The organism is Massilia sp. LjRoot122, assembly GCF_964252725.1.
Classification (GTDB): domain Bacteria; phylum Pseudomonadota; class Gammaproteobacteria; order Burkholderiales; family Burkholderiaceae_D; genus Telluria.
This window is the reverse complement of sequence record NZ_CAXUPB020000001.1, coordinates 5,064,949-5,081,481: the sequence shown is the minus strand read 5'-3', so window position 1 is coordinate 5,081,481 and position 16,533 is coordinate 5,064,949. Positions and strand designations below refer to the sequence as shown.

The following is a 16,533-nucleotide window of genomic DNA, read 5'->3' as shown; positions in this document are numbered from 1 at the left end:
AGCGCTTCGTTGGCATTTCCTTGCGCATCGACTTTCAAGCTTTTTGACTGCTCCTCAGCGTGGTGCACCGCAATAAGCTAGAATGAATGTCCTTCGGACTCGTCCGACCGACGTCAAGCACTCCATGAACGCGCCCGCACACATCCATACCCTGCTCGCCGACAATGCTCCTGCACGCCTGCGCGAGATCCCCTACAACTACACCTCGTTCTCCGACCGCGAGATCGTGATCCGCCTGTTGGGGGAGTCCTCGTGGCGCCTGCTCGACGAGCTGCGCGGTGCGCGCCAGACCGGCCGCTCGGCGCGCATGCTGTACGAGGTGCTGGGCGATATCTGGGTAGTACGCCGTAATCCCTACCTGCAGGACGACCTGCTCGACAACCCGAAGCGCCGCCAGAAACTGATCGACGCGCTGCATCACCGCCTGGGCGAAGTCGACAAGCGCCGTACCAGCGTGGACGTCGCCGAAGAGGGCGATGCACAGGCAGCCGCCGCGCGCAGCGCCGCCGTCGGACAGCTGCTGGCCGCCGCAAGCAAGGCGGTCGACGATTTCGCGCGCGAGTTCCGCGAAACCTACGACCTGCGCAAGCGCGCCCAGCGCGTGCTCGGCGCCTACACCGACAAGCGCAACATCCGTTTCGACGGCATGCACCGCGTCTCGCACGTCACCGACGCCACCGACTGGCGCGTCGAATACCCGTTCCTGGTCCTGCTGCCGGACAGCGAGGAAGAGATGGCCGGCCTGGTCAAGGGCTGTATCGAACTGGGCCTGACCATCATCCCGCGCGGCGGCGGCACCGGCTACACCGGCGGCGCGATTCCGCTCACGCCGATGTCGGCCGTGATCAACACCGAAAAACTGATCGGTCTGGGCGAAGTCGAATTGAAGCGCCTGCCGGGCGTGGACCGCGACTACGCGACCATCCACACCTATGCCGGCGTGGTCACCCAGCGCGTCTCGCAGGCGGCCGAAAAGGCCGGCTTCGTGTTCGCGGTCGACCCGACCTCGGCCCACGCCTCCTGCATCGGCGGGAACATCGCCATGAACGCGGGCGGCAAGAAGGCCGTCCTGTGGGGCACCGCGCTCGACAACCTGGCTTCCTGGCGCATGGTCGACCCGAACGGCGACTGGCTCGAAGTCACGCGCATGGACCACAACCTGTCGAAGATCCACGACGCACCGGTCGCCACCTTCAAGCTTGAATGGACCCATCCGACCCCGCGCGGCGCCGCCAAGGGCGAGCCGTTCCGGGTCGAGACCCTGGCCATCGAAGGCCGCCGCTTCCGCAAGGAAGGCCTGGGCAAGGACGTTACCGACAAATTCCTGGCCGGCCTGCCGGGCATCCAGAAAGAGGGCACCGACGGCCTGATCACCTCGGCGCGCTGGATCCTGCACAAGATGCCGAAGTTCACCCGCACCGTGGCGCTGGAGTTCTTCGGCCAGGCGCGCGATGCGATCCCGTCGATCGTCGAGATCAAGGACTACCTCGACAGCCTGCCGAAGAACGGCGACCCGGCCTTCGCCACGCTGCGCCTGGCGGGCCTGGAGCACCTGGACGAGCGCTACCTGCGCGCGGTCGGCTATGCCACCAAATCGAAGCGCGGCGTGCTGCCGAAGATGGCGCTGTTCGGCGACATCGTCGGCGACGACGAGAATGCCGTCGCCATCGCCGCCTCGGAAGTGGTGCGCCTGGCGAACACCCGGGTCGGCGAAGGTTTTGTCGCCGTGAGCGCGGAAGCGCGCAAGAAATTCTGGCTCGATCGCGCCCGTACCGCGGCCATCGCGCGCCACACCAACGCCTTCAAGATCAACGAAGACGTGGTGATCCCGCTGAACCGCATGGGCGAGTACACCGACGGCATCGAGCGCATCAACGTCGAGCTGTCGATCAAGAACAAGCTGAAGCTGGCCGACGAGCTGCACCAGTACCTGTCGAACGAGCACCTGCCGATCGAGAAGAGCGACGACGCCACCGGCGACACCGTCGACCGCAACGAGATCCTGGGCGACCGTCCGCAGCAGGCGGTGGCGCTGGTGGAACAGGTCACGGCGCGCTGGGCCTTCATCCTGGCCAACCTCGACGCCCGACTGGGCGACGTGCGCGGCAAGCTCGACGAGCTGGGCCTCGACCACCTGTCGTCGACGCTGGACCAGCGCATCGGCAAGCAGCCGGACGCGCTGCTGTTCGACGTGGTGCAGGACCACAGCATCCGCGTCTCCTGGAAGCAGGAGCTGCGCGCGCCGCTGCGCCAGATCTTCAACGGCGCGGCCTACAAGTGCATCCTCGACGAGTGCTCGGCCATCCACAAGCGCGTGCTGCGCTCGCGCGTGTTCGTGGCCCTGCACATGCACGCCGGCGACGGCAACGTGCACACCAACCTGCCGGTGAACTCGGACGACTACGCGATGCTGCAGGACGCCCACCAGGCCGTCGAGCGCATCATGGCGCTGGCGCGCTCGCTGGACGGCGTGATCTCGGGCGAGCACGGCATCGGCATCACCAAGCTGGAATTCCTGCTCGACTCCGAGATCCAGGAATTCCGCGACTACAAGCTGCGCGTGGACCCGGAAGGCCGCTTCAACCGCGGCAAGCTGCTGAACCTCGACGGCGCGCATGCCGACCTGCGTAACGCCTACACGCCGTCCTTCGGCCTGATGGGCCACGAGTCGCTCATCATGCAGCAGAGCGACATCGGCGAAATTGCCAACAGCATCAAGGACTGCCTGCGCTGCGGGAAGTGCAAGCCGGTCTGCACCACCCACGTGCCGCAGGCGAACCTGCTGTACTCGCCGCGCGACAAGATCCTCGCCACCTCGGCCCTGATCGAAGCCTTCCTGTATGAAGAGCAGACCCGCCGCGGCGTCTCGATCAGACACTGGGAAGAATTCGAGGACGTGTCCGACCACTGTACCGTGTGCCACAAGTGCGTGACGCCGTGCCCGGTCAACATCGACTTCGGCGACGTCTCGATGAACATGCGTAACCTGCTGCGCAAGATGGACAAGCGCAGCTTCAAGCCGGCCAACCGCGCCGCCATGTTCTTCCTGAACGCGACCGATCCGACCACCATCAACGCCACCCGCAAGGTGATGGTCGACTGGGGTTACAAGGCCCAGCGCCTGGGCAACCAGATGCTGCGCGGCCTGGCCAAGCCGCAGGTGGAAGCGCCGCCCCCGACCACCGGCAAGGCGCCGGTGCGCGAGCAGGTGATCCACTTCATCAACAAGAAAATGCCGGGCAACCTGCCGAAGAAGACCGCGCGCGCGCTGCTCGACATCGAGGACGACAAGGTCATCCCGATCATCCGCAACCCGAAGGCGACCAACGCCGACACCGAAGCCGTGTTCTACTTCCCGGGCTGCGGTTCGGAGCGCCTGTTCTCGCAGGTGGGCCTGGCGACCCAGGCGATGCTGTGGGAAGTGGGCGTGCAGACCGTGCTGCCGCCGGGCTACCTGTGCTGCGGCTATCCCCAGCGCGGCGCCGGCCAGTACGACAAGGCTGACAAGATGGTGACGGACAACCGCGTGCTGTTCCACCGCATGGCCAACACGCTGAACTACCTCGACATCAAGACGGTCGTGGTGTCCTGCGGTACCTGCTACGACTCGCTGGCGAACTACGAGTTCGACAAGATCTTCCCGGGCTGCCGCCTCATCGACATCCACGAATACCTGATGGAGAAGGGCGTGAAGCTGGAAGGCGTCACCGGTACCCGCTACATGTACCACGACCCCTGCCACACGCCGATGAAGATGCAGGACTCGCTCAAGACCGTGAACGCGCTGGTGTCGACCGTCGACAACGTCAAGATCGAGAAGAACGACCGCTGCTGCGGCGAGTCGGGCACCTTCGCCGTCAGCCGTCCGGACATCGCGACCCAGGTGCGCTCGCGCAAGCAGGGCGAGATGGAGAAGGGCGCCGACAAGCTGCGCGACGACGGTTTCAAGGGCGAGGTCAAGATCCTGACCAGCTGCCCGTCCTGCCTGCAGGGCCTGTCGCGCTACAACCATGATTCCGGCACCACCGCCGACTACATCGTGGTCGAGATGGCGCGTCACTTGCTGGGCGAGAACTGGATGCCCGACTACGTCGCGCGCGCCAACAACGGCGGCATCGAAAGGGTGCTGGTATGACCAAGCTGGCCGGATGCGAGCTGTGCGAACTGGCTGCGCCCGAGGTATGGCAGGGCGAAAAGTTCAGCGTCATCATCGTCGATGACGCGAACTATCCCGGCTTCTGCCGCGTGATCTGGCGCGAGCACGTGCGCGAGATGAGCGAGCTGTCGCGTGAAGACCGCCTGCAGCTGAACGAGGCAGTCTACCAGGTCGAGCTGGCGGTGCGCGAGGTGATGCAGCCGCTGAAGGTCAACGTGGCCAGCCTCGGCAACGTGGTGCCGCACCTGCACTGGCATATCATTCCGCGTTATGCGGACGATGCGCATTTCCCGGCGCCGGTGTGGACGCAGGCTGCGCGCCAGACGGATGAAGCGATCCTGGCTGCGCGCCGTGCGCTGCTGCCTGGACTCGCGGCCGCGATCGAAAAACGCTTCAAGCAATAAAAGGGTAGGCCATGCACAATCCGCTAGATATCGCCGTGCGCCAGAAATCGCGCGTGCTGGAAATCGCCTTCGACGATGGCAGCAGCTTTTCGATCCCGTTCGAACTGATGCGCGTGTACTCGCCCTCGGCCGAAGTGAAGGGCCACGGCCCGGGCCAGGAAGTGCTCCAGCTCGGCAAGCGCGAGGTCGGCATCACCGGCGTCGAGCCGGTCGGGAACTACGCGATCAAGCCGCTGTTCGACGATGGCCACGGCAGCGGCATCTTCACCTGGGATTACCTTTACAAGCTGGGCAGCGAGCATGACGCGCTGTGGCAGCAATACCTGGGCCGCCTGCACGCGGCCGGCTTCGCAGGCGACAGCGGCCGCGAACCAGGCACCGAACTGCCGGGCGCGGCGCCGAAGTCGGGCTGCGGACATCAGCATTAAGTTCAACTCACGGATGAATTGCCCCGACGCTTGCACTAGCTGAACGCGTGTGCGGCAAAGCCGCACACCCTACAACTGCCTCAACAGTTCCTCCGCACACTCCCTGACTGCATCGCGAAGCTCCGGCGGCCGCCGTATCTCGAAGCCGAAGGGCAGGCTCGCCAGCTGCCTGGCAAACCAGGCGATATCGTCCGACTGGTTGTGCATCACCACACCGTCCTCGGCCTGCTCGAACACCCCGATCGTATCGAAGAACTGCGCCTGCGCCCGCGCCAGCGTGGTCTTCAGCAGCACCTCGACCGTCCAGGCGCGGGGCAGGGTGGCGACCGAGCGCAGCAGGTAGCCCAGTGCGTCAAAGTTCGCAGGCCGCGTGAATCCTTCCTCGCATGCCGCGAGTGAGCCGATGCGGTCGAGCCGGAACGAGCGCACGCCGGCGCGCAGGTGGCACCAGCCTACCGCATACCAGCAGCCGTCGTGGAAGGCCAGCCCATGGATGTCCACTTCGCGTTCCGACGGCTTGCCGGCCGCATCGACATAGCCCAGCCGCAGCCGCCGGCCGGCACGCGCCGCCACCGACAGGGCCGCCAGCACCGCATGGCCGGTCGCCGTCCCTGCGCGCCGCAGGTCGAGCTGCACGGTTTCATCGATGGCGCGCACGCGCTGGCGCAGGTTCGCTGGCATGCTGCGTTCCAGCTTGGCCTGCACGCCGGCGATGGCCGGCGCCGCGCGCTCCAGTCCCAGGCTGCGCGCCGCCAGCAGGCCGACCGACAGCGCCAACGCTTCGTCCTCGCTGAACATCATCGGCGGCAGCTTGAAGCCGGCCACCAGCGCATAGCCGCCGGCGCGTCCGCGCTCGGCCGTCACCGGGATGCCCATTTCTTCCAGGGTCGCGATGTAGCGCCGCACGGTGCGTTCATCCACCTCCAGCCGCGCCGCCAGTTCGGCGCCGCTGAGCTGGCCGTGGGCCTGCAGCAGTTCGAGCATGGCCAACACGCGTGCCGCCGGTTTCGTCATGGGCCTCTCCTTAATCAGGGCAGATTATGTCCTGATTTGCCTTTACCGTGCTGTTTTGCTATTCAGGGAAAGGAAAAGGAAATGGCTGACTTCGCCCATCTGGGCCTGTTCTTCGTGGTGGTCTTCGGCGTGATCGCGCTTCCCGGGCTGGACATGGCCTTCGTGCTGGCCAGCGCGCTGCGCGGCGGGCACGGCGCCGGCCTGGCCGCGGTCGGCGGCATCATGCTGGGTGGCGCTGCCCATATCGTGATGGGCGTGCTCGGCGTGGCGGCGATCCTGGCGCTGTGGCCGCCGCTGTTCAATGCGGTGCTGCTCGCGGGCGCGCTCTACGTCGGCTGGATCGGCTGGACCCTGCTGCGCACGCGCGAGGGCGTCGCGCTGCCGGCAGCGGGAAGCGTCCCGCGCGGCCGTTCGGTCTTCCTGCAGGGGATGCTCACCTGCCTGCTCAACCCCAAGGCCTATGTGTTCATGCTGGCGATCTTTCCGCAGTTCCTGCGTCCGGAACGCGGCCAGCTGTGGGCGCAGGCTGCCGCGCTGGGGCTGATCACGAGCTTCACGCAGGCGGCGGTCTACGGGGCGGTGGCAGTCGGCGCCGTGCGTGCGCATGGCTGGCTGGCGGGGAACCCGCGCGCGGGACTGGCGGCGGCGCGCGCGGTCGGCGCGGTGCTGCTTGCTGCGGCCCTGCTCACGGTATTGCAAGGCTGGGCCTGAAACACGAAGAGCACGTCCATCGACGTGCTCTTTTGCTTTGCCTGCCCGGGCCTGCGCCGCGGGCAGCGGCGGATTACGCCTGCGGCTGGATGTTCGCTGCCTGCTTGCCTTTTGGGCCGGCAGTGATGTCGAAGATCACGCGCTGGTTTTCCGCCAGCGATTTGAAGCCTTGGGTGTTGATGGCCGAGAAGTGTGCAAAGACGTCTTCGCCGCCGCCGTCCGGAGTGATGAAGCCGAAACCTTTTGCATCATTGAACCACTTTACAGTGCCAGTCGCCATGGTAATTCCCTCTTGAAGTTTATTTGTTTTATCGCGTTGTCGGCCGTCCAGGAGGTTGGAACCAGCGGCGTGCTCAACATTGCAAAAATGATTATAGAGACAATTTTTTAAAAGTGAAGCACGTTTTTCAATCGTGCGCCCTTCTTTTCGTAAATGGCCTCCGCTGGACTCCGACAGCGGAGGCAAGGGCTCAGAAACTCAGCGGCATCCGCACCGTCAGCGACACGTCCGGGGTGTCGCGCGTGACGCCGGCGCCCACCGCGATGCTCAGCGAACGCTTGTCGTTGAAGCGGTACGAATAGCCCAGCAGCAGGGTGCCGAGCTGGGTCCGCACCGATCCCGGCACGTTCTTGCCATTCTGTTTCATGCGTCCCACGGTGCTGTGGTCATAGCCCAGGCTGAGCGACGCCTTGTCGTTCAGCGCCAGGCCCATGCCGAAGTTGAAGCCGATGATCGCGCCCGGTTCCAGCTCGCCCAGCGGTTCGCGGATGTTGTTGCGCACCAGGCGCTGCACGTTGCTGCGCTTGAAGTTGTGCAGGTAGCTCAGGTTACCGAAGAACACCGCCGGGTCGGACGGGAACAGCCAGGTCAGGCTGCCCTGCAGCGAATGGAAGCCCGAACCGGTCGGCAGCGACAGCGGCAGGCCGGTGCCGGTCACGTTCTCGCCGATGCAACGGGTCTGGCAATCGGTCACGACTTCGAAGGGATCCTTGCCGGTGACCGACTTGTAGCGCAGGCCGCCGATGTAATAGGGCTTGTCCGCACCGCCGTTGTTCAACTGGTAGCGGCCGGCCACTTCGACGTCGCCCATGTCCTTGCCGCTGGTGTTGAACACGCGCTCGACCGCCGTGCCGGTGAAGATCTCGCGGCTGACGGTGGCGTCCGAGCGGTACACGTAGGGCAGCTTGACCTCGACTTCCATCCGGTTGTTCAGGCCGGTACGGGCCGTGAGCGAGCCGGTGAAGGTGTTGCGCTTGACCTCGCGCACGTCCACCAGGCCGATCAGGAGCGCCGGGATCACGGTATAGCCGACCAGCGCCACCCGGTTGCTCGAGGAGTAGCCGAACTGGATCGCAGGCTCGAGGATGTACTTGCCGCGCGGCGTCAGCACGCCCGGGGCTTCGAACAGCGGCGCCACTTCGGGCGGGCGCTGGTCCTTCTGGTTGCGGTTCACGCTGGTCTGCTGCGCCTGGGCAGGGGTACGCGCCGCGGTCTGGGCCGGGGCCGGGCCGGGAGCGGCCGGCGCCGGGGTCGACGGCGGCCGGCTGTTGTTCGGCGCGCCGCTGTTCTGGCCGCCGGTGCCGCGTTGCTCGGACAGCAGCAGGTCGTCGGCGCGCGGCGGCAGTTCCAGCTTATCGGCCAGGACCGGCCGTGCCTCGTCGCGCCTTTCCTCGATGCGGTCGATCTTGGCGCGCTGCGCCTGCAGTTCGCGCATCAGCTTGTCGACGAGTTCGCGTTGCGCCGCCAGTTCGGCCTTCAGCGTGGCCAGTTCGGCGCTCTTGTCAGTCTCGGCAGCAGGCTGCTGCTGCGCATGGGCGACCGGAGCCAGCAGCATCGCCGCCAGCCCGGCGGCGCCGAGGCGCGCGACGTGAGTGGGCATTCGTTTCTCCATCGGCAGGTTAATAATATTGCAATGTTACAGGCTTCCTGCCGAGCGCACGATTGCGTCACGAATGGTGCCGTGAAAATTAATGTCCTTGATGAGCGCCATGCTGTTGACGGTCGAGGAGATGGTCGTCCGGGACAGGATGGCCTGGTGGTCCAGGCTGTTCTGGACCAGGGTGGCGCCGCTGCCCAGGGCGATATCCTTGGGCGCGTAATTGCTGCCGCCGATCTGGATCAGGCGGGCCGTGCCGAGCGCGTCGCGCGCCTGCAACAGCTGGTCGGCGTTCATCGAGGCGACGTCCGGAATGCTGACATTGGTGCGCGACAGCACCTCGCCGTTGACGGACACTACCCGCTCGATGCCGAGCGAGATGTTGAGGCCGCCCGGCACGTCGAAGCCGCCGCGGGCGCCGTCGAGGGTGGCGGTAGCCACCGGCGCCCATTCATCGGCGCCGATCACGGCGGTCTGCCTGCCGGCGGCTTCCTGGGCCAGGGCCGCGCCGCAGGCTAGGGCCAGCAGCGTGGCCGCGAGGGCCCGGCATGCGTGTGTGAGCCAGTGCATGGCAATCCTTTCAAAAATCGCCAGGGCCGAACTTCGGCAGGCTCTGGCTGTATTGTTCCTGGTTGATGCCGGTGCCGAGCGGCGCGCGCGGAGCGGCACGCCAGTCGTCGGCGCCGTTGAAGGCCACCTTGCCGGGGAATTTGTGTACGACGAACAGCAGTTTGTTGGCCCACAGTTCCATGAAGCGCTCGCGCGTCACGGAACGGGTGCCGCTGGACGGGTCGCCCAGCAGGATGCGGCCATCCTCGGCGCCCTTGATGACGACGAAATGGTTGTAGCCGCGGTCGCTGATCAGGACGATCGCCGGCAGACTGGCTTCGAGCAGCTTGTCGAGCGGCTGCTGGAAGCCGTCGCCGACGAAACCGCGGGTGGCCAGGTAGCGCTTCATGTCGAGCATCGAAAAGCCCTGCTGGCGGATCCTGGCCTGGTCGCCGCTCAGGAACATCTTCTCGAAGACTTCCTTTTCGCCGACCGGGGTGTTGTAGTGGTAGGTCAGCAGGGTGGCCAGGGCGGCCGACCCGCAGCTGAAATCGAATTGCTGGCGAGTGGTCTTGCGGAACTTGATGTCTTTTAAAGAGGTGACCGGCACCGTGGCGCGCTGGCCGACGGCCAGCTCGATGGTCGATGCCGGGCACAGGGGCGCCAGCAAGATGCCGCTGAGGGCGGCGGAGATGGCGAGCAATTTCTTCATAAAGCCGTCATGCCTATTGCAGCCGGAGGTTGATGACGGTGGCGTTCTGGATCAGCACGTTCGAGCCGCTGTTCTGGATCACCATCGGCAGGCCTTGCGCATTGGCGAAGGAGCCGCTGTCGATGACGTTGTTGCCGCTGACGGTGTTGACCGCGGTATTATTGCCCACCGTGCCGCCCAGGACGGCTTCCGTATGGACGGTATCGTCCTTGCCGGTGGTATGCCCCAGGCGGTCGGCCGTGACGGCTTCGCCGAAGCTGCTGTCGGCGGCAGGCGCCACCTTCACGTCGTGCAGGAAGTCGATCTTGACCGGCAGCTTCTCCGGATCGGCGGCCTGGACCGCCAGCGGTAGCGCGACCAGCGCCGCCAGCACGAATCGGTTCACAGGTTTCATAACATTCCTCTCAATTCGGAAAACCGCCGCGCGGCCGATGCCGCGCGGCGGTCACTGCTGGGCTGAGATTACTGGCCGGTGCCGACGTTCATGTTCGACTGAACGTTGACGCTCTGCTGGATCAGCGAGGAGAAGCCGTTGTTCTGGCTGATCACCGAGACGCCGGCAGCCGACTGGGCGATGTTCGACATGGTGTTGGACATGTCGAAGGTGCCGGTGCTTACGCTCTGGGTGCCGCCGTTGCCGCCGGTACCTGCACCGCCTGCGCCACCGGTGGCTGCGCCGCCGGTGTTGGTGCCGCCTGAGCCGCCGGCGCCCGAGGTGTTGGTGCCGCCTGCGCCGCCTTCGCCGCCGGCGCCGCCGGTGGCTTCACCCGAGGTGGCCGCACCGCTGGTCGAGCTGCCGCCGGTGGCTGCGCCGCCTGCCGCACCTGCGCCGCCGGCGTTCGATGCTTCGCCGCTCGCTGCGCCCGAGCCGCCTGCGCCGCCAGCCGCACCGGCACCGCCTGCGCCGCCTGCTGCGCCGGCACCGCCCGCGCCGCCTGCTGCGCCCGCGCCGCCGGCGCCGCCTGCACCGCCCATGCCGCCTTCACCGCCTGCTGCGCCGGCGCCGCCGGTCGAGCTGCCCGAAGCGCCTGCGCCGCCGGTCGAGCTGCCTTCCGCGCCGGCGCCGCCGGTTGCAGTGCCGGCAGCACCTGCGCCGCCTGCACCGCCTGCGCCGCCGGTGCCGGAAGCGCCCGCGCCGCCGGTACCTGCGCCTGCAGCACCGCCGGTGCCGCTCAGGGCTGCGCCGTTACCGGCGGTGCCGCCGGTGCCTGCGCCGCCGGCTGCGCCTGCGCCGCCGGTCGAGGTGCCGGCAGCGCCCGCGCCGCCTGCGCCGCCCGATGCGCCTGCGCCGCCTGCGCCGGAGCTCGAATCACCCGCGGTGTTCGACACGGTGCCGGTGCTGGCCGCGCCCGACATCGCTTCGCCGCTGTTGGCAGTGGCCGCGCCACCCGCACCCGCTGCGGTGTCGTCGCCCGAGGTGCCGCCCATGCCTGCGGTGGCCATGTTGCCGCCGCTGCCGGCGTTGCCGCTGGTCGCGGTGCCGGTTGCGCCCTGGCCCGAGCCGCTCGCGTTGCCGCTGGCGCCGCCCATGCCGCCTGCGCCGCCTGCAGCACCGCTGCCGCCGCTGGCATCCGAGCCGCCGCCATTGCCGCCGATGCCGCCGCTCACGGCGCCGTTGCTGCCGCCATTGCCGCCGTTCAGTTGACCAGTGCGGCCACCGTCACCGCCGCTGGCCATGCCGCCGGCGCCGCCGGTGCCGGCGCCGCCTTCGGCGCCGCGGGCGCCGTTGCCGCCGATCGCGTCGCCGTTGCCGCCACGGCCGCCAACTGCGTCGGCATTGCCGCCGCGGCCGCCGATGGCGTCGGCAGTGCCGCCGTTGCCGCCATTGCCGCCCATGGCGCCGGCGCCGCCGGTGTTGCCGCCGCCGCCCGCGCCGCCGATGCCGCCTGCCGCGCCGCGGCCGCCGTCGCCGCCGGCCGCGCCGTTGCCGCCGGCACCGCCCATGGCGCCTGCGCCGCCGTCGCCGCTGCGGGCAGTGCCGGTCAGGCCGCCTGCGCCGCCTGCGCCGCCGTTGGAAGCGCCGGTGTCGGCTGCGCCGCTGGTGGCGTTGCCGCTGCTGCCGTTGGCGCCTGCGCCGCCCATGGCGCCGTTGGCGCCGCGTGCTGCGCCGCTGGCGCCGCCGTCGCCGCCGCGTGCGGCGCCACCGGTGGCATCGCCGCCAGCCGCGCCGTTGCCGGCTGCGCCGTTGGCGTTGCCGCTGTTGACGGCGCTGTTGCCGATGTTGCGGATGTCATTGCCGGTCACGGTGCCGGTGAGGTTGCTGGTGGCGGTAGCGCTCGAGTTGTTGAAGGAGCTCGCCACGTTCGAGGTCGAGGTGCCGTTGTTGTTGGCAGCGGCCGCGCCGATCTCGGCGGCGTTTGCGTTGCCGGTGCTGCGATTCTGGCCCGAGGAGTTGCGGTTATCAGAGTTGTTGCTCTGGTCAGTGGTCTGTGTCTGGGTATTGCCGCCGCGGACGTCGCCTGCGGTGTTGCCGTCTTGTGCTTGTGCTTGAGCCATGCCGAATGCCAGTGCGATCGCGGTCGCCAGAATAGTGCGCTTCATCTGATACTCCCCTTTGTGTGTCACGGAAAAAGTTGATGTGCCCGGCGCTCCATGGCACCGGTCCATCTCCTTCTTAGCAGTTTGCATGCCAGCGTTTGATCGTCTTGCAAGTCTTTGATTCGTCTGCAAATTTTTATGCTGAGCAAGCTTGTAGGAGCGGATTGATGGGGCAGTTCAACAAGTCGGGAAACGTCTGTCGCAGATCTGTGACAGTTGTAACGGAATGGTCACGAGACTGTATCAGGCTGTAACAGCGGTGCCCGGCGGGCCATGGCCAAGCCCTGCGTTGATTGCCGCGTATGTGTAGGAAAAAATGAGGGGGAAATACAGAGGGAAAAAACCGCCGCGCGGCCGATGCCGCGCGGCGGTCACTACCAGGCTTACTGGCCGACGTTCATGTTCGACTGGACGTTGACGCTCTGCTGTACCAGCGACGAGAAGCCGCCGTTCTGGCTGATCACCGACACACCGGCCGCCGCTTGCGAGACGGTCGACATGCTGTTCGACATGTTGAAGTCGCCGGTGCTCACTTCCTGGCTGCCGCCGTTGCCGCCGGTGCCCGCAGCACCTGCGCCGCCGGTCGCTGCGCCGCCGGTGTTGGTGCCGCCTGCGCCGCCGGCGCCCGAGGTGTTGCTGCCGCCCATGCCGCCGGCAGCGCCGTTACCGCCGCTTGCGCCACCCGACGTGGCCGAGCCGCTGGTCGATTCGCCGCCGCCGGCTTCGCCGCCGGCCGCGCCTGCGCCGCCGGTGTTCGAAGCAGCGCCGCTGGCACCGCCCGCGCCACCTGCGCCGCCCGCTGCACCGGCGCCGCCTGCGCCGCCCGCCGCGCCGGAGCCGCCTGCGGCGCCTTCGGCGCCTGCGGCTCCGGTACCGCCTTCAGCACCGGCACCGCCGGCGGCGCCTGCCGCACCGGTACCGCCGGTCGAGGTGCCGGCTGCGCCTGCGCCTGCGGTCGAGGTGCCTGCTGCGCCGGCGCCTGCGGTGGCGCTGCCTTCAGCACCTGCGCCGCCTGCCGCGCCTGCAGCGCCGCTGCCTTCCGCGCCTGCGCCGCCGCTGCCGGCAGCACCTGCGCCGCCGGTGCCGGTCAGGCCTGCGCCTGCGCCGGCCGTGCCGCCGGTGGCGGTGCCGCCCGCCGCGCCTGCGCCGCCGGTCGAGCCGGCTTCAGCGCCCGAACCGCCTGCGCCGCCAGCCGCGCCTGCGCCGCCGTCACCCGACGAAGACGCACCTGCCGTGTTGGTGGCTGCGCCGCCGGTAGCGCCACCCGAGGTGGCGGCGCCGCTGTTGGCATCGGCATTGCCGCCTGCGCCGGTACCGCCGTCGCCGCCGCTTGCGGTGTTGGCGCCGCTGCCCGCTGCGCCGCTGGTGGTGGTGCTGGTTACGCCCTGGCCCGAGCCTGCGGCCGTGCCGCTGTCGCCGCCGGCACCGCCTTCGCCGCCGCGTGCGCCATCGCCGCCGGTGGCCGTCGAGCGGCCGCCTGCGCCGCCTGCGCCGGCGTCGATACGGCCGTTGTCGCCGCCGTTGCCGCCGGCGATGCGGCCGGTGGCGCCGCCTGCGCCGCCGGTGCCGTCGCCACCTGCGCCGCCGGTCGCTTCGCCGCCTGCGCCGCCTGCGCCACCGCTGCCGCCGCTCGCGCCGGCATTGCCGCCACGGCCGCCGGTCGCATCCGCGTTGCCGCCACGGCCGCCGGTCGCGTCGCCGTTGCCGCCGCGGCCACCGTCACCGCCGGCGGCGCCGTCGCCGCCCAGGTTGCCGCCGCCGCCAGTGCCGCCGGCACCGCCCATGGCGCCGCGGGCGCCGCCGCCGGCGCCGCCGGCGCCGCCGCGGCGCCGTCGCCGCCGGCGCCGGTGCGGGCATTCGCCGTCGCCGCCGGCGCCGCCTTCGCCGCCGCGTGCCGCGCCGGTCGAGGCGGTGCCGCTGCGTGCCGCGCCGCTGGTGGCGCCGGCGCCGTCACCGCCCGCGCCGCCGTTGCCGCCGCGTGCCGCACCGCTGTCGCCGCCGTTGCCGCCATTGGCATTGCCGCCGTTGGCACTGCCGCCTGCCGAGCCGGTGCCGGCGGCGCCGTTGGCGTTACCGCCGTTTTCGGCAGCGTTACCGATGTTGTTGACGGAGTTGTTTGCCGCACGGCCCTGCAGCGTGCTGATCGCGTCTGCGTTCGAGGTGTTGAAGGAATCGGTCGCCGTGGCGTTGGCAGTGCTGTTGTTGTTGGCCGACGCGGCACCGACAGCGGTCGCCCTGGCGTCGCCGCTGCTGCGGTTCTGGCCCGAGGAGTTGCGATTGTCCGAGTTATTGCTCTGGTCAGTGGTTTGAGTTTGGTTATTGCCTTGGCGGACTTCACCCGCCGTGTTGCCATCTTGTGCTTGGGCCATGCCAAATGCCAGTGCGATCGCGGTCGCCAGAAGTGTGCGCTTCATCGGTTACTCCCCTTTGTGTGTAACGGAAATTGAGATGTCCGGCGTTCGATCCCACCGGTCATGCAAGCCGTAGCACGTTGCGTGCCAAGCGCGAATTCTTCGGCAAGTCATTGATTAGACTGCGAATTTTTATGGCAGGAAAGAATGTAGGACTGAATTGATGGGGCAGTTCAATATGCCGCAAAAGTGCTGTCGCAAAGCTGTGACAGTGGGCAGAGAATTGTCACCGCCGCTCAGGGCGCGATCGAGTGCTTGGCCATCAGCCGGTACAGCGTCATGCGTGAGACACCGAGCTCACGTGCAGCCTGGCTGATATTGTTCCCGCACTTCGCCAGGCTGTTCGAGATGGCGGTGCGTTCGGCGCTGCCGCGCGAATTGTCGAGTCCGTCGCGCAGGATGATGGCGTCGTCGTGCGGCGCCAGCTCGAGGTCTTCCGGCATGATCAGGCGGTTCTCGGCCAGCACCATGGCGCGCCGCATGCGGTTGATCAGCTCGCGGATATTGCCCGGCCAGTGGTGCTGGGCCATGGCGCGCAGGGCCTGCTTGCTCACGCCCTTGAGCTGCGGACTCTTCTCGTCAGCAAATTTATTAAAAATGATTTCGGTAAGCAAGGGCAGGTCGTCCTTGCGCTCGCGCAGCGGCGGCACGCGGATCGGGAACACGCTCAGGCGGTAGAACAGGTCTTCGCGGAAGCGTCCCTCGGCCACCGCCCTGGGCAGGTCGACGTGGGTAGCGGTGATCACGCGCGCATCGACCGCCACCGTACGGGTGCCGCCGACGCGGTAGATGGTGCGTTCCTGCAAAAAGCGCAGCAGGCTGGCCTGCAGGTCGAGCGGCAGGTCGCCGATCTCGTCCAGGAAGATGCTGCCGCCGGAGGCTGCCTCGATGAGGCCCGGCTTGTCCTTGGCCGCGCCGGTAAAGGCGCCGCGCTCGTAGCCGAACAGTTCGGAGTGGATCAGCGAAGGCGGAATGGCCGCGCAATTGATGGCGATGAAAGGCCCGCCGGCGCGCGGCGACTGCGCATGGATTTCCTGGGCCGCCAGTTCCTTGCCGCTGCCGCTCTCGCCCGAGATCAGTACCGGCGCATCGACCGCCGCGATCTTGTCGATATGGGCGCGCAGGCGCCGGATCGCCACCGACTGGCCGTCGATGTGGCGTGCGCCGGAAGCGCGTTTGTGCGGCGGTGTGGACTTGGCGAGCATGGCCATGCCGTGGGCGTGGCCGAGCGAATGGTGCAGGCGGGTGGTATCGACTGGACGGGTATGGAAGTCGAACAGGTGGGTGGCGATGGCCTGGCGCAGCAGCGGACGGTGCAGCAGGTCGGGACCGAACACGCCGATCCAGCGGGTGTGGTGGTGCTGCTGCAGGAAGCGTTCGGTATCGTCATGTTCGAGGCTGCCGTCGCCGTCGAGCAGCAGGCCGACCGCGTAATGTTGCTGTGCCAGCACCTTGCGCGCGGCGCCGACGCCATCGACCGTGCACACGTCCCAGCCCTGCAATTGCCCGCAGGCAGCACGCACGCCTGCATTCCCCTCAGTCGTAATGCATAAGAGTCGTTTGACCGACACGTTAACCTCGTTTTTATTCGTTATTACTGGTCAAGCTGGCGCTATTGTCGGCCAGACACCCAAATGCTTTGTAAGAAAACACCGGGCAAGGAATGTCAAATTCGTCCGACATCATATTGACCGTTATTTAACCAGAAACCGACACTGTCCGGCGCACGAATA

The 16,533-nt window shown here is 67.8% G+C and carries 13 protein-coding genes; 4 read left to right on the top strand and 9 right to left on the bottom strand.

Features of this window, described 5'->3' with window-relative positions:
- Nucleotides 1-124 precede the first annotated feature (124 nt).
- The 3 genes from ACSQ25_RS22350 to ACSQ25_RS22340 are packed head-to-tail and all read left to right on the top strand — an operon-like array spanning nt 125 to nt 4,988.
- Nucleotides 125-4,135, top strand: a complete 4,011-nt coding sequence (locus ACSQ25_RS22350; RefSeq protein ID WP_436107839.1) for a DUF3683 domain-containing protein — start codon at nt 125-127, stop codon at nt 4,133-4,135.
- Nucleotides 4,132-4,560, top strand: coding sequence for an HIT family protein (locus tag ACSQ25_RS22345; protein WP_436107838.1), 429 nt, complete (start codon nt 4,132-4,134; stop codon nt 4,558-4,560). Before ACSQ25_RS22350 ends, ACSQ25_RS22345 begins: the two co-directional genes overlap by 4 nt.
- A gap of 11 nt (nt 4,561-4,571) precedes the next feature.
- A complete protein-coding gene (locus tag ACSQ25_RS22340) occupies nt 4,572-4,988 on the top strand; it encodes a gamma-butyrobetaine hydroxylase-like domain-containing protein (protein ID WP_436107837.1) in 417 nt (138 codons plus the stop codon).
- A gap of 69 nt (nt 4,989-5,057) precedes the next feature.
- On the opposite strand, the gene ACSQ25_RS22335 is transcribed toward ACSQ25_RS22340, so the two are convergent.
- Nucleotides 5,058-6,002, bottom strand: coding sequence for a helix-turn-helix transcriptional regulator (locus ACSQ25_RS22335; RefSeq protein ID WP_436107836.1), 945 nt, complete (start codon nt 6,000-6,002; stop codon nt 5,058-5,060).
- A gap of 81 nt (nt 6,003-6,083) precedes the next feature.
- Between ACSQ25_RS22335 and ACSQ25_RS22330 the strand changes: the two genes are divergently transcribed.
- Complete coding sequence (locus ACSQ25_RS22330) at nt 6,084-6,713, top strand: LysE family translocator (RefSeq protein ID WP_436107835.1); 630 nt, start codon at nt 6,084-6,086, stop codon at nt 6,711-6,713.
- A gap of 73 nt (nt 6,714-6,786) precedes the next feature.
- On the opposite strand, the gene ACSQ25_RS22325 is transcribed toward ACSQ25_RS22330, so the two are convergent.
- From ACSQ25_RS22325 to ACSQ25_RS22290, 8 genes are all read right to left on the bottom strand, one after another.
- On the bottom strand, nt 6,787-6,993 hold the full coding sequence (locus tag ACSQ25_RS22325) for a cold-shock protein (RefSeq protein WP_436108123.1): 207 nt from the start codon (nt 6,991-6,993) through the stop codon (nt 6,787-6,789).
- Nucleotides 6,994-7,183: 190 nt separating this feature from the next.
- Entirely contained in the window at nt 7,184-8,593 is a 1,410-nt protein-coding gene (locus tag ACSQ25_RS22320) for a hypothetical protein (RefSeq protein ID WP_436107834.1), read from the bottom strand.
- A 36-nt stretch (nt 8,594-8,629) separates the two neighbouring features.
- On the bottom strand, nt 8,630-9,160 hold the full coding sequence (locus ACSQ25_RS22315; RefSeq protein WP_436107833.1) for a hypothetical protein: 531 nt from the start codon (nt 9,158-9,160) through the stop codon (nt 8,630-8,632).
- A gap of 10 nt (nt 9,161-9,170) precedes the next feature.
- Complete coding sequence (locus tag ACSQ25_RS22310; protein ID WP_436107832.1) at nt 9,171-9,851, bottom strand: C39 family peptidase; 681 nt, start codon at nt 9,849-9,851, stop codon at nt 9,171-9,173.
- 13 nt (nt 9,852-9,864) lie between these two features.
- A complete protein-coding gene (locus tag ACSQ25_RS22305) occupies nt 9,865-10,245 on the bottom strand; it encodes a hypothetical protein (protein ID WP_436107831.1) in 381 nt (126 codons plus the stop codon).
- A 68-nt stretch (nt 10,246-10,313) separates the two neighbouring features.
- The gene (locus tag ACSQ25_RS22300; RefSeq protein WP_436107830.1) at nt 10,314-12,392 is read right to left on the bottom strand and encodes a hypothetical protein; all 2,079 of its coding nucleotides are present in this window, start codon (nt 12,390-12,392) and stop codon (nt 10,314-10,316) included.
- 380 nt (nt 12,393-12,772) lie between these two features.
- Nucleotides 12,773-14,803: a hypothetical protein gene (locus ACSQ25_RS22295; RefSeq protein ID WP_436107829.1), complete on the bottom strand. Its 2,031-nt coding sequence runs from the start codon at nt 14,801-14,803 to the stop codon at nt 12,773-12,775.
- A gap of 233 nt (nt 14,804-15,036) precedes the next feature.
- Nucleotides 15,037-16,371 carry a sigma 54-interacting transcriptional regulator gene (locus ACSQ25_RS22290; protein ID WP_436107828.1) on the bottom strand — a complete coding sequence of 445 codons (1,335 nt, stop codon included), beginning with the start codon at nt 16,369-16,371 and terminating at the stop codon, nt 15,037-15,039.
- Nucleotides 16,372-16,533: the final 162 nt, after the last annotated feature.

Bases quoted from the DNA above. Each gene is read 5' to 3' on its own strand.
- ACSQ25_RS22305 (WP_436107831.1), bottom strand. From the start codon at position 10,245: ATGAAACCTGTGAACCGATTCGTGCTGGCGGCGCTGGTCGCGCTACCG.
- ACSQ25_RS22335 (WP_436107836.1), bottom strand. From the start codon at position 6,002: ATGACGAAACCGGCGGCACGCGTGTTGGCCATGCTCGAACTGCTGCAG.
- ACSQ25_RS22315 (WP_436107833.1), bottom strand. From the start codon at position 9,160: ATGCACTGGCTCACACACGCATGCCGGGCCCTCGCGGCCACGCTGCTG.
- ACSQ25_RS22310 (WP_436107832.1), bottom strand. From the start codon at position 9,851: ATGAAGAAATTGCTCGCCATCTCCGCCGCCCTCAGCGGCATCTTGCTG.
- ACSQ25_RS22325 (WP_436108123.1), bottom strand. From the start codon at position 6,993: ATGGCGACTGGCACTGTAAAGTGGTTCAATGATGCAAAAGGTTTCGGC.
- ACSQ25_RS22320 (WP_436107834.1), bottom strand. From the start codon at position 8,593: ATGCCCACTCACGTCGCGCGCCTCGGCGCCGCCGGGCTGGCGGCGATG.
- ACSQ25_RS22295 (WP_436107829.1), bottom strand. From the start codon at position 14,803: ATGAAGCGCACACTTCTGGCGACCGCGATCGCACTGGCATTTGGCATG.
- ACSQ25_RS22340 (WP_436107837.1), top strand. From the start codon at position 4,572: ATGCACAATCCGCTAGATATCGCCGTGCGCCAGAAATCGCGCGTGCTG.
- ACSQ25_RS22345 (WP_436107838.1), top strand. From the start codon at position 4,132: ATGACCAAGCTGGCCGGATGCGAGCTGTGCGAACTGGCTGCGCCCGAG.
- ACSQ25_RS22330 (WP_436107835.1), top strand. From the start codon at position 6,084: ATGGCTGACTTCGCCCATCTGGGCCTGTTCTTCGTGGTGGTCTTCGGC.
- ACSQ25_RS22350 (WP_436107839.1), top strand. From the start codon at position 125: ATGAACGCGCCCGCACACATCCATACCCTGCTCGCCGACAATGCTCCT.
- ACSQ25_RS22300 (WP_436107830.1), bottom strand. From the start codon at position 12,392: ATGAAGCGCACTATTCTGGCGACCGCGATCGCACTGGCATTCGGCATG.